This window comes from Mariniflexile sp., assembly GCF_052728615.1.
The window spans coordinates 20013-32307 of the sequence record NZ_JBFVFE010000021.1; the positions used below are offsets into that span (position 1 = coordinate 20013).

At 37.8% G+C, this 12295-nt stretch carries 10 protein-coding genes; 6 read left to right on the forward strand and 4 right to left on the reverse strand.

The features are described from left to right. Positions 1–5: 5 nt before the first annotated feature. The 4 genes from ACU1LP_RS09660 (at position 6) to ACU1LP_RS09675 (ending at position 4580) form a co-directional block, all read left to right on the forward strand. Positions 6–1727 (forward strand): sulfatase family protein, encoded by a 1722-nt coding sequence (locus ACU1LP_RS09660; protein ID WP_445733526.1) that lies wholly within the window; start codon positions 6–8, stop codon positions 1725–1727. 3 nt (positions 1728–1730) lie between these two features. Continuing rightward, complete coding sequence (locus ACU1LP_RS09665; protein WP_445733527.1) at positions 1731–3128, forward strand: sugar MFS transporter; 1398 nt, start codon at positions 1731–1733, stop codon at positions 3126–3128. A 398-nt stretch (positions 3129–3526) separates the two neighbouring features. Continuing rightward, a complete protein-coding gene (locus ACU1LP_RS09670; RefSeq protein ID WP_445733528.1) occupies positions 3527–3730 on the forward strand; it encodes a hypothetical protein in 204 nt (67 codons plus the stop codon). Positions 3731–3734: 4 nt separating this feature from the next. Next, complete coding sequence (locus tag ACU1LP_RS09675) at positions 3735–4580, forward strand: hypothetical protein (RefSeq protein ID WP_445736163.1); 846 nt, start codon at positions 3735–3737, stop codon at positions 4578–4580. 81 nt (positions 4581–4661) lie between these two features. Here the strand turns inward: ACU1LP_RS09675 and ACU1LP_RS09680 are convergent, their stop codons facing one another. The 3 genes from ACU1LP_RS09680 to ACU1LP_RS09690 form a co-directional block, all read right to left on the reverse strand. Continuing rightward, positions 4662–5180, reverse strand: a complete 519-nt coding sequence (locus ACU1LP_RS09680; protein WP_445733530.1) for a gamma carbonic anhydrase family protein — start codon at positions 5178–5180, stop codon at positions 4662–4664. 173 nt (positions 5181–5353) lie between these two features. Further along, the gene (locus ACU1LP_RS09685; RefSeq protein ID WP_445733172.1) at positions 5354–6088 is read right to left on the reverse strand and encodes a LytR/AlgR family response regulator transcription factor; all 735 of its coding nucleotides are present in this window, start codon (positions 6086–6088) and stop codon (positions 5354–5356) included. Positions 6089–6186: 98 nt separating this feature from the next. Further along, a complete protein-coding gene (locus ACU1LP_RS09690) occupies positions 6187–8349 on the reverse strand; it encodes a histidine kinase (RefSeq protein WP_445733531.1) in 2163 nt (720 codons plus the stop codon). A gap of 210 nt (positions 8350–8559) precedes the next feature. Between ACU1LP_RS09690 and ACU1LP_RS09695 the strand changes: the two genes are divergently transcribed. Beyond that, on the forward strand, positions 8560–9717 hold the full coding sequence (locus ACU1LP_RS09695) for a vWA domain-containing protein (protein WP_445736164.1): 1158 nt from the start codon (positions 8560–8562) through the stop codon (positions 9715–9717). A gap of 183 nt (positions 9718–9900) precedes the next feature. Here ACU1LP_RS09695 and ACU1LP_RS09700 read toward each other — a convergent pair whose 3' ends face one another. Continuing rightward, on the reverse strand, positions 9901–10902 hold the full coding sequence (locus ACU1LP_RS09700) for a PorP/SprF family type IX secretion system membrane protein (RefSeq protein ID WP_445736165.1): 1002 nt from the start codon (positions 10900–10902) through the stop codon (positions 9901–9903). Between the two features lie 170 nt (positions 10903–11072). Between ACU1LP_RS09700 and ACU1LP_RS09705 the strand changes: the two genes are divergently transcribed. After that, positions 11073–11975 carry a NifU family protein gene (locus ACU1LP_RS09705; RefSeq protein ID WP_445736166.1) on the forward strand — a complete coding sequence of 301 codons (903 nt, stop codon included), beginning with the start codon at positions 11073–11075 and terminating at the stop codon, positions 11973–11975. Positions 11976–12295: the final 320 nt, after the last annotated feature.

Genomic DNA, 12295 nt, shown 5'->3' on the forward strand with positions numbered 1-12295 from the left:
GATATATGTTACGAATTGGCACATGCTTTTTTTGCAGTTTTTTACTTTGTCTTTCCTGTGGAAAAGATAAACACAACCCTCAAGAACCAGAAAAATTACCACCCCCAAACATTATTTGGTTTGTGGCAGAAGATATTAGTCCACGGTTTGCCTGTTTTGGAGATACGCTGGCTTTAACGCCCGCTATAGATGCCATTGCAAACAAAGGGATCGTGTATCAAAACGCCTTCACGGTGGCTGGAGTTTGTGCCCCGAGCAGGTCTTCCATGATAACAGGTTGTTACCCATCATCCATTGGCACCCAGCATATGCGTCAGGCAAAAGGAGTTCTTCCTATGCCGGGAGTACCCAGTTATAATGCTGTTCCGCCGCCTGAAATTAAAGCCTTTCCAGAATTATTGCGTGAAAATGGATATTGGACAGCGACTTACAGAAAATTGGATTATCAATTTGGAAATCCCTTTACTATTTGGGACACTATTTCAGATACACCTAGCTGGCGCATGCGTTCAAAAGAAGATAAAAAACGACCGTTTTTCATCTATCACACTTATGAAATAACCCATGAAATTAATATTTGGCCAGATAGTACTAAGACCAATTTTTTTAAAGAAAATCATATCGATTTAGCTACGTTGGCACCCGATGTGTTACAAAGGCCACCATTGGATAGTCTGGGAAGAAAAATTAAGTTATCGGACATTACCTTGCCTCCGTATTATCCAGATACCGATTTGGCACGGGACCACATCCAACGCTTATATTACAATGCCATGCGAATGGATCAGCAAATAGCAAAAGTACTCGCCGATTTGAAAGAAGACGGTTTAGAAGATAATACCATCTTGTTTTTTATGAGCGACCATGGCGATTGTTTGCCCAGGGGAAAACGTTGGCTGTATGATTCTGGAATTAAAAGCCCCTTGATCATTTACATGCCGCCTAAATATTTGCCAAAAGGTTTTAAACAACCAGGAAACGATTCCAATTTATATAGCTATATCGATTTACCACCAACCGTATTGGAAATGGCTGGGGTTAAAATCCCCGATTGGATGCAAGGGAAAAGCATCCTTACGGAACTGCATAAAAAGCCAAGGGAATATATATATGCCGCCCGGGATAGAATGGATAATCGGTATGATGTTCGTCGTGCCATCCGTAGTAAAAACTATAAGTATATTAAAAATTTTGAGCCAGAAAAACCATATCAGCAACAAATTACCTTTTTGGAAAGGATGCCTTTGATGCACCAAATTTTGGAAATGAAAAAACAAGGGAAGCTAAATGCTGTACAATCCGCTTGGTTGGCAGATTCGAAACCTGAAGACGAATTATACGATATTATAAAAGACCCTTATGAGATTCATAATTTGGCAAAAGACACTTCTTTGGCTACCGTAAAAAATAAAATGGAAAAAGATTTGATGGCTTGGATGGATGCTATTCATGACATGTATAAAATAGATGAAAAAGACCAAGCAGAAAAAGCATGGCCAGAGGGTATTCAGCCAAAAACCAATCCTGTAACCTTTAAACGAGAAGATAAAAAACTCATATTGAACTGCGACACACCGGGAGCAAGCATAGCCTACCGGGAAAAAGGAGCAAAACGATGGGAAATCTATACGCATCCCATAGAAACCCAAAATAAAAACATACCAGTTGAAGCTAAAGCGGTTCGATATGGTTATGAAGCCTCGGAACAAACAACATTTACCAAGTAAATTATGGAAAACAAAAATTATACATCGAGCTTGATTATTTTAACCACATTGTTTTTTATGTGGGGTTTTTTAACTTGTATGAACGATATTTTAATACCGTATCTTAAAGAGATATTCGTGCTTAAATATTGGCAGGCCATGCTTATCCAATTCTCCTTTTTTGGAGCCTATTTTATCGGTTCATTGATATATTATTTATTATCGTTACGAATTGGGGATCCCATTAATAAAATCGGTTATAAAAATGGTATTATTATGGGATTGGTTATTGCGGGGTTGGGCTGTTTACTGTTTTACCCTGCAGCTCAATTTAAAATGTATGGCTTCTTTTTAGCGGCACTTTTTATTTTAGGACTGGGGTTTACCATGTTGCAAATTGCGGCAAATCCCTATGTTTCTATTTTAGGAAGTCCAGAAACGGCATCGTCGCGTTTAAATATGTCACAGGCATTCAATTCTTTGGGAACAACCATTGCACCTATTCTTGGCGGTTATTTAATTTACGAATATTTTTTTTCCCATGGAGAAACAGGAGGCGAAGCGGTAAAAATTCCTTATTTAATTTTTGGAGCAATTTTCATGTTGGTGGCTGTTGTTTTTAAATTTATAAAACTACCAGAATTTGTAAATGACGATGAGGTGGTTAAGGGAAAAGGAGCTTTGCAGTTCAAAAATCTGTCCTACGGAACCCTGGCTATTTTTATGTATGTGGGTGGTGAGGTTGCCATTGGTAGTTTCTTGATCAATTTTATTGGTTTGGATGATATCATGGGGTTGAAGGAATCCGTAGCCAAAAATTTTCTTGCCTATTATTGGGGCGGTACCATGATTGGCAGATTTTCTGGCGCTCTATCTTTAAGTGCCATGGAAAAAACTAAAAAGTATGCTATGATGCTGTTGCTTTCTGTAGTGTCCTTCACATTGATTTTCTTTATTTCCGGAATGGAATTTAATACTGTATTACCATATCTATCCATAATCGCGATTAATTTTATTGCCTTTGTCATCGGTAAAGGTTTGTCAGGTAGAACTTTAGGTCTTTTTGCTTCGATAAGCATCGTTTTAATTGCGTTGGCCATATTCAGTAGCGGCAGTTTTGCTATGTGGTGCTTAATTGGAGTAGGGCTGTTTAATTCCATCATGTGGTCAAACATCTTTACAATTGCCATCGCTGGTTTAGGGAAATATACCAGTCAAGGCTCATCACTTTTGGTCATGGCCATTTTAGGAGCCGCCTTAGTGCCTTTATTTCAAGGGATATTGGCAGATAGTATTGGTTTGCAAGCCTCATTTATAGTACCATTGGTCTGTTATATTTATATCATGTTTTATGGATTTTACAGTCCGAAATGGAAAACAGGCAGCACCGAGGCATTGAAACCCAAGGCTGGTTTTCATTAAATGAGTTGTAGAAATTCATACTCATACAGAAGCTATTTTTTATGAGAAGATTCTGAGTACATGACAAAAATTAATTACTCGCTACTTTGAGGATAATCAAGACCTCACAGTTTTGAAAACATAAGTGTTCGGAAGACGAAATATTTACGAAAATTCGATAAAATAGACGAAATATTTGGTAAAAACCTTTTATTTCCAATCAAACGTCATTTAATTCCCCTCTTGGGAGGGGTTAGGGGTGGGTAAATTAATATTACCATTTTGTATATGAGATGAAAAATATAAAACCCGCCCCTAACCCCAATGTCATTTAGTTAAGAAATAAACAAAAGAAAACCATTGAGTCATGAGCTAAAGTCCAGTTCCTTTATAATTCACAAAAAAAAAACGAAGGCCCAATGGTAGAAACAAATTTAAGGATAATAGAGGAATTAAAAACATTTTTATACATAGCTTGCAAAGAAAATGAGATCAAGGAGCTGTTTGCCTCAGGCCCATCCGATTTCAGCAGGGATCGAAACCTGGCCCTGAGCCATGTGGTCGGTCTGGTGGCCAACATCCCAAAACGCAGTCTGAGCATTGGGCTGCACGAGCTCTTTTGACAATATGGGCAGGACATCGGAACTGGCCACTAAAGGAGCCTTCGGTTTGCAGCGCAGTAAGCTGCACCCCGTTTTTTTTAAAGTCTGGAACAAGTTACCGGTCGATTGTTTTTTACCGTTATCATGGGGACAAGATAAAGCGCCGGCGGGGTTGGACCAAGAGGCCCCGCGCCATTTCGTGATGCGCTGTAGGCTGGATTTCAATAAAGAGGCAAAAGCATTGGTAAAGAGCGGTATGGGCAGTGCGGGGGCAGAGCTCTATCCATCAGAACAGGCGATAAGAGCACTCTATAAGAACGGGTATGGCCCAACAAAACATGACAAGATAAAAGTACGGATGGCCAAGGCGGTCCTTGGCACAGGTAGAACAGGGGTATTGTTGACCAATCCATACGATGTACAGAGATGTACAGTAGATGATTTTAAATATCTATATGGTCTGCGATGGGGCATAGAGACCGCCTACGGAACACGGAAAAACCAGTTGCAGATGGAGCGGTCCAGTGGGCACAGGCCAATTTGTATAAGACCGGATTATCTGGCCAGATTGTTCGTGTACAACCTGCAGAGCCTTATCGAGAAGCAGTGCGAGCCCTATTTAAGGATGGTAAACCAGAAAAGAGAGCATGAATATAAAATAAACAAAAATATAAGCTGGGCATTTTTAAAGCACAATATTGTCAAGTTGTTCCTGGAAAATGGCCCTGGACCAATTTTGGTCGAATTAAAAAACCCATTCCAAAAACACATAGAGCCGATCAGACCAGGAAGACATAACAAAAGAATCAAAAAAATGAGACGGACGAAAGGTAAATTCCAGACGCTAATCAATTACAAAAGAGCCATTTAAGCCTTAACTAAATGATATTGCCCTTGTGGTAACGCTCAAATAAAAAGAGATTCCTTCCCGATCTATCGGGATTCAAAGGAATTAAGACTCTTTAAACCAACCTGAATATTTTATGTAATTATTGGCAATACGGTCTATTTGCCCGGAGATGAGTTCCTGACTGATGTCTTTCACTTTTTTGGCTGGAACGCCTGCATAAATGCTGCCTGATTCTACCCTGGTTTTTTGGGTTACTACCGCGCCTGCGGCAATAATGCTGTTGCTTTCAATAACGCAATCGTCCATAATAATGCTTCCCATACCTACCAAAACGTTGTCGTGAATGGTGCACCCGTGCACGATGGCGTTATGCCCAATGGATACGTTATTGCCTATGTTGGTGGGTGCTGTTAGGTAAGTGGCGTGTATAACCGCACCGTCTTGCACGTTTACTTTATTGCCCATTTTTATGTAGTTGACATCGCCACGAACTACGGCACTAAACCATACACTGCATTGGCTTCCCATTTGTACATCGCCCACAATGGTGGCGTTTTCGGCCACAAAACAATCGTCTGGTATTTGAGGAGATTTTCCGTTAACTGGTTTTATTACTGGCATTTTTAATTCCTTTGAAAAAAGGAATCTCATGAAAAGATTAGGAAATCCCTTTTTGGTTAATTTTATATTTTGATTTAAATTACGCCACGAATACACGAATATTCAAGAAAATCATTCGTGTATTCGTGGCTAGTTTTGGGTCTTATTGATGAGATTCCTGCTTTCGTAGGAATTTATTGGAAATACGATAAAAGCTCTGACTTTCTGGAGGCAGAAACCATGATTTCCTTTCCGTTGCTTAGCACCACACTTCCGCCCTTTCCTTTAACGTATTTTACAACCTCGTTTACGTTTACTAAATACGATTTGTGCACTCTTGCAAAACTACAATCAATTAGAATATCCTCAAAGTATTTTAACGTCTTACTTACTATTTTTCTCTTGTTGGTATTGAGATGGATTTCGGTATAATTATCGTCGGCTTTACAATATAAAATATCCGAAGTATTGATAACTTCAAACCCATCCAATTGCGGAATGGTTATTTTTCCATGGACGCTATTGGTTTTTGGCACCAGCACTTGGTATTGAAGGGCGTCTTCCTTGGTTTTTATTTCGGTAACATAATCCACTGCTTTAATAAGTTCGTCTATGGAAATCGGTTTCATCAAATAATACGAGGCATGGGCATTTAAGGCATCCAGAGCATAATGGTTATAGGCGGTTACAAAAATGGTTTCGAAATTGATATCACCTACCTTGTCGAGCAGATCGAAGGCATTGCCATAGGGCATTTCCACATCCAGAAACACCAAATCCAATGGGTTGTTCCGTATTAAAACCAAAGCTTCTTCAACGTTTGAAGCTTCGCCAATTACTGATACGTTTGGGCAGTATTTTTTAAGATAGTTTTTAAGGATCTCTCTGCTGGTTTCTTCGTCTTCAACTATTATGGATGTTAACTTCATAAGGTGTTACTTATTTTATATTTTTATTATTTATTGCTTTCTATACTAAAAAGATCATTATCGTAACAGTTCCCTCCTTTGGAGGGCTAGGGAGGCTTTTAATCCTTCTTAAGCGTTACAACTACCCTCGTTCCTCTGTCCTCTTCATCTTGAAAATCATCAATAAACACATCCACTTTATCTTTGTACATGGCATTTAAAATTGACACCCGTTTTTTGATATTGCCCATGCCTTTTGGGTTTTGTTTTTTCTGGTTTTCGGTTTTTAAAGCTTTCGATTTTTCTCTTCCTATGCCATCATCAATAATCGTAATTTTGATTTCTTCAGGACTGGTTTGCGAAATAACAATCTCTAATCGGCCTTTCGATTTTTTGTATCGCAACCCATGCCAAACGGCATTTTCTATATAGGGTTGCAACAACATGGGCGGAATTACAAAATCGTTTAGATGGATGTTTTCATCAATAGTAATGGTATAATCAAACTTATCCTGAAACCTAAAATGTTCCAGTTTGGTGTATAGTTCCAAAAGTGCGATTTCCTTTTCCAGAGGAATAAAATCTTCCTCGCTATTTTCCAAAACGGCACGCATCAATAATGAAAAATCGGTCAGATATTTATTGGCGGTCCGTTCATCATTGGATGCTATAAAACTGTTTACCGAGTTTAAGGCATTGAAAATAAAATGCGGATTCATTTGGCTTCTCAAACTTTTTAATGCCAATAAATTATTTGCCAATCGTTGTTGCTTGATGTACTTAAACATTAAAAATCCGGCAACCAATAACAGTATCACGCCTACAATTAATGAATAAATAATAAGTTTTTGGCGTTTTGCTTGTTCTAAATTAAGCTCGTATTTGCTTTCAGATAACGCCCTATCGCTCTCCAAACTTAGGATTCTGTTTTGTTTCGCCACAATATCCTTACTAAACCGAGCCGCTTGCGATATTTCCTGTTCTTTTTTTGAATATAGTTTATCCACAAGATCCACATAACTTTGGTAAGCTATAAGTGCTTTATCAAACTCTCCGGCGTCTCTATACACTTCCGAAAGTTTTCTGGTGGCATCTTTTTGAACGATTAAATCCTCTTTGGTGTCGGCTTCTTCAATACTTTTTTTCAAATAAGGTATGGCATTCACATAATCTCTTTGGGACGCATACGCATTTCCTATTTTATAATTTTGTTTTTGTGGCGTTAAAGGGCTTTCGTTATTAAAAACAGAGTCCTTTTGTATCTCATTTATTTGTTTTAAAACTTCTTTTCTTAGTTGAATTTCACTTGAGTAATTGTTGGTTTCATTCTTAAAATCAGCTATTTTAATTTTTTCCTCTACGGCCCTTTTTTTATTCTGACTGTTGGCGAGTTTTAAGGATTGATCAAAAAAACCTTCAGCCTTTTGGGTTTCCCCTTTGGCATTATAAACTTGCGCTATTTTAGAATTTAAGTCGGTTACTTTAGGGGAAATCAAATGCTTTTGTGCCACTTTTAAGCCTTCATTATACGCATTTATAGCCGATTGATAGGATTTTGTTGAGAGATTTACATCGCCCAATCCTTCGTACAATTCCACCAATTGATAATTTGACAATTCCTTTTTGTTGATAGCATTGTAAATTTGAAGACTCTCTTGATAGCTGTTATTCTGTTTATAAGCGTTTGCCAGTTTTAATTTAACGGTATTGTTGCTGTTGTTTTGGATGCTGATTCGGTAGTTGGAAACCGCTAAATCAAACTGTTTCCAGTGCAAATAAATATCGCCCAAAACTTCATAGGCTTCCCCATTTTCTTTCGCAGAATTACCAGTTGCCAACGCTTTTTCAATAAAGGGGATACTTTTTTTGGCATCTTTTTTTAAATATACTTCGGCGGAATCAATAAGCGATTTAAACAACTCGGGATTCGTTCTTGAAAACTTCTTTTTAGAATATTGAATGGCTTCCATACTCGGCTGTACCTCCACTTTAATGCGTTCGCTATTTAGGATGGTGTAATAAACGGTTTCAAAATCTTTGTGCTTAATGGTCAGCTCGTCACCTTTTTTGGCTTCAATTCTAAAATTACCACCAGAATCGGTTGTGGTGTAAGATCCGCCGTTGACTTCAATATTTACATTTGCGATGGGATCATTGGTTTTACTTTCAACCACCGAACCCCTAACGGTAAACTTTGGCGCGTTATCATTCCTTTGCGCCAACACACATGTGGCGCAAAACAGTATAACTACAAACCATATTTTTTTAATTGCTAATCGCATCTTACTCTAATAATAGATAAACTTACGCACTTTACTTGATAAAATAAAATGGAGATTTTACAAAATGAGGACGTTTTAATGTTAAAAGCATACGTTCTCGCATTTAATGGCATCATACACTCATTGAACGCTGTTGTTTACTCATTCTGCTTTTTTTAAGAATTATGTTGGGTTTAGATTTACGGTATGAACCATAAAAACAAAAACATCATGAAAACACATTTTAAAACATTTCTATTGGGTATGGCATTCATAGGTTTTGCGGCTTGCAACGCCCACAGCAAAAAACAACCCAACAATTACGCCCATGCGGAAACAACAACACACGCCCCAAGCAAACAATTTATTAAAGTGGCACTTTTACTGGACACAAGCAATAGTATGGACGGATTAATAGACCAGGCAAAAGCCCAACTTTGGGATATTGTAAACGAACTATCGTACGCGAAATGTGGCGCCAATAAACCCAATTTGGAAATTGCGCTGTATGAGTATGGCAATGACAGATTAAATAGTGCCGAAGGTTATATTCGGCAAGTGCTGGCTTTTAGCAACGATTTGGATGAAATCTCAAAAGAGTTATTCTCATTGACCACAAATGGTGGCGAGGAATATTGCGGACAAGTCATCCAAACCTCATTAAACCAATTGGACTGGGGGAAAAATGCAGATGATTTAAAACTTATTTTCATTGCAGGAAATGAACCTTTTACACAAGGAAAAGTAAATTACAAAGACGCTTCCACAAACGCTAAAGAAAAAGACGTTACCATCAACACTATTTTTTGTGGCGATTACAATCAAGGTATTTCAACGTTTTGGAAAGATGGTGCTGCCTTAACAAACGGCGATTATATGGCCATTAACCAAAACAAAACCACCGTGCATATCGTATCGCCTTATGATGATGCCATTCTAATCCTTAATCAGAAATTAAACAAAACCTATGTGATTTATGGGACCATGGGAAAACAGAAAATGGCACTACAAGCAGAACAAGATAGCAATGCACAAGGTTACAGTAAGGCAAATGCCGTAAGCAGAACGGTAAGCAAAAGTTCGCATTTATATAAAAATGAAACTTGGGACTTGGTGGATGCTGTTGAGCTAAAAGAAGTTTCGGTTGAAAGTTTGAAAGAGGATGCGTTGCCTGAAGAATTAAAAGGAAAATCGGCTACTGAAATTAAAAACTATATCTCGGCCAAGAAGAAAGAGCGCGAACACATTCAAAATAAAATACAAGCACTGAATGCAAAACGCAAAGTCTATATCTCTGAACAGAAAACAGAAAACCAAAACGGATTGGAAAGTGCCATGACCAAAGCCATTAAAGAACAAGCTAAAAAGAAACAGTACACTTGGAAATAAGAAGTTCTTTTATATCCTGCAAGGTCTTATTTTGACCTTGTAGGTATTAAATCAAACAAAATAAACCAGAAAGGTTTTCAAAACTTTGGATATTTTATAATTTTAAACTTCTGAATTAAGAATTTAGTTCAAAACGAAAAGATTGCTACGTCGTACCTCCTCGCAATGAAAATAGATTCAATTTTAATTAACCGCAGGACAATTACAATCGTAAGGTTCCCGTCTACAATTAAAATTATACCCTAGCGTAAATTGATGAAAACCACCGTTTGTAAATACCACCGAATTGGATTGATAGGTGTAATTGTAAGCAACCATAAATTCGTTGTAATTAATCCCTAAAATAGGTGTAATTTGTTGTAATCGTTGGCTGTTTACACTTCCTGAGCGGGTATATTCTGCACCATCAAAGCTATTTCTATAAGATAAGCCTCCCCACAGTTTACCAAATTGCATTTCTTTGTACACTTTTGCGTTAACGTCAATGGACGCCTCTTTTGTGGCGTCTCTAAACTGGAACATTACAGAAGGCTCATAACTCCATGCACTGCCATATTTACTAAACACATTTCCCACCGAAAGCAAGTAGCGCCGTAAATTGCTGGTTATATTAGTGTCTTTGTTAATTCCTGAATTCTCCAATACATTCTTAACGGTACCATGGGCATAAAAATCAAGAAATTGATATGAAAACCCAAAATCCATATTAAAATTGGTCTGATTTTGAACAATACCGTCTATTATGGGGTCTGGCCCATCAAACAAAAACGAGGTTTCGTCCAATCGATACTGAATAAATCCAGCACTTAAACCAAAAGACAGCATATTCAAATCCGCTTCGCTTCTTGAAAACATTAAATGGTGCGCATAAGTGGCATACGCTCCATTTTGCGAGTGGTAGCCATTTTTATCCGTATATAAAATACCGCCAATACCAGATGGGGAATCCCCAATTCTTCCATTGACGCTCAAAGTTAAAAGTTTGGGAGCGTCTTCTTGCCCAAACCATTGTTGGCGTGCTGTTAATCTAATTTTACTGCAGTTGGCTGCCCCGGCCATGGAAGGGTGGATCAAATAATAATTATCCGTAAGATAATCGGTATATATAGGCAAACCTTCCTGCGTATATGCAACATGCGCGAACAAAAAGCCCATGGCCACCATCAAAATATTTTTAAACTTCATACACTTAGTCTCAGCAGCTTAGTTTCATACAAACGGCTTGATTCATAAAAAATTACACATAAAAAAGGATAAATCTTAACTTTATCCTTTCAGCCCTGATAAGGCAACTAAACTCAAATATATGGATAACTAAAGTTTTCTTTTAGTATTTTTGTAAAAAATTAGCTGAAATGAATACTTTCAAGGTTTCCGTGCAAGAAACATCCAATAATGCGATCATTAAATTCGAAGTAAACGAGTTTATAACAAAACACCAAAGTTTTGAATTTAACAGTATAGACGAAGCGAAGCCATCGCCATTGGCTCAACAATTATTCTATTTGCCTTTTGTGAAAAAAGTGTACATCTCTGGTAATTTTATTGCTGTAGAACGTTACAGTATTGTTGAGTGGAGCGATGTACAAGACGAAGTTGCTGAACAAATTGAAGCTTATTTAAATGATGGCGGTATGGTTATTGAAGAAACTGCGCAAGCCAAAAAAGTACCGGTTACCGTATATGCTGAAAGCACACCAAACCCTTCGGTAATGAAGTTTGTTGCCAACAAAAAAATAGTGGCGGCACTTTTTGAATTCACTTCCATTGACGAAGCCAAATTATCGCCTTTAGCAACCGAGTTATTTCATTTTCCGTTTGTGAAAAGTGTTTTTATAGATGAAAACTACGTATCCATCACTAAATACGACATCACGGAATGGCAAGACATTACCATCGAATTGCGTGAGTTTATTAGAAACTACATTGAAAACGGAAAGGATGTGGTACTGCCGCATGCCGCCGAATCTTTAAAAAAATCGACTTCCCAATTAGATAATCAGTATGAAGGTTTAGATGATATTTCTAAGGAAATCATTAATATTCTTGAGGAATACGTGAAGCCTGCAGTGGCGAGCGATGGTGGCAACATCCAATTTATATCGTATGATGCCGAAAGCAAAAACGTGAGCGTGATGCTTCAAGGGGCTTGCAGCGGTTGCCCATCGTCCACCTATACTTTAAAAAGTGGTATAGAAAATATGCTGAAAGAAATGATGCCCGGTAAAGTAGAAATGGTAGAAGCCATTAATGGATAAATCCTTTTATCTTCATTTGAAATAAGCTTGGATGGCATACATTTTTTCGTAGTGTCATGATCAAGGCAAACGCATGAGTAAAAAAACAACCGCAAATTGCTTCGGCAGTTCGCTCTTTCAGGCTCGTGTCGCGGATTTTTTCTTTAAAATTTATATTTTATTAATATGGTTGATGAATAAATTTGCGCAAATTCTGCTTGAAGCGGTCTATTCACAATCAAAATTAATTAAAAAATTCGCGAATTAGCGGTAAATAAACTTCGCGTTTGCCCTGGTGTCATGATTTTAAAACTTTAGTTTTGTCAAAAAAAATAGCTATC

Excerpts from the sequence above, each read along its gene's own strand:
- ACU1LP_RS09660 (WP_445733526.1), top strand. The coding sequence starts at position 6 with ATGTTACGAATTGGCACATGCTTTTTTTGCAGTTTTTTACTTTGTCTT.
- ACU1LP_RS09665 (WP_445733527.1), top strand. The coding sequence starts at position 1,731 with ATGGAAAACAAAAATTATACATCGAGCTTGATTATTTTAACCACATTG.
- ACU1LP_RS09670 (WP_445733528.1), top strand. The coding sequence starts at position 3,527 with ATGGTAGAAACAAATTTAAGGATAATAGAGGAATTAAAAACATTTTTA.
- ACU1LP_RS09675 (WP_445736163.1), top strand. The coding sequence starts at position 3,735 with ATGGGCAGGACATCGGAACTGGCCACTAAAGGAGCCTTCGGTTTGCAG.
- ACU1LP_RS09680 (WP_445733530.1), bottom strand. The coding sequence starts at position 5,180 with ATGCCAGTAATAAAACCAGTTAACGGAAAATCTCCTCAAATACCAGAC.
- ACU1LP_RS09685 (WP_445733172.1), bottom strand. The coding sequence starts at position 6,088 with ATGAAGTTAACATCCATAATAGTTGAAGACGAAGAAACCAGCAGAGAG.
- ACU1LP_RS09690 (WP_445733531.1), bottom strand. The coding sequence starts at position 8,349 with ATGCGATTAGCAATTAAAAAAATATGGTTTGTAGTTATACTGTTTTGC.
- ACU1LP_RS09695 (WP_445736164.1), top strand. The coding sequence starts at position 8,560 with ATGAAAACACATTTTAAAACATTTCTATTGGGTATGGCATTCATAGGT.
- ACU1LP_RS09700 (WP_445736165.1), bottom strand. The coding sequence starts at position 10,902 with ATGAAGTTTAAAAATATTTTGATGGTGGCCATGGGCTTTTTGTTCGCG.
- ACU1LP_RS09705 (WP_445736166.1), top strand. The coding sequence starts at position 11,073 with ATGAATACTTTCAAGGTTTCCGTGCAAGAAACATCCAATAATGCGATC.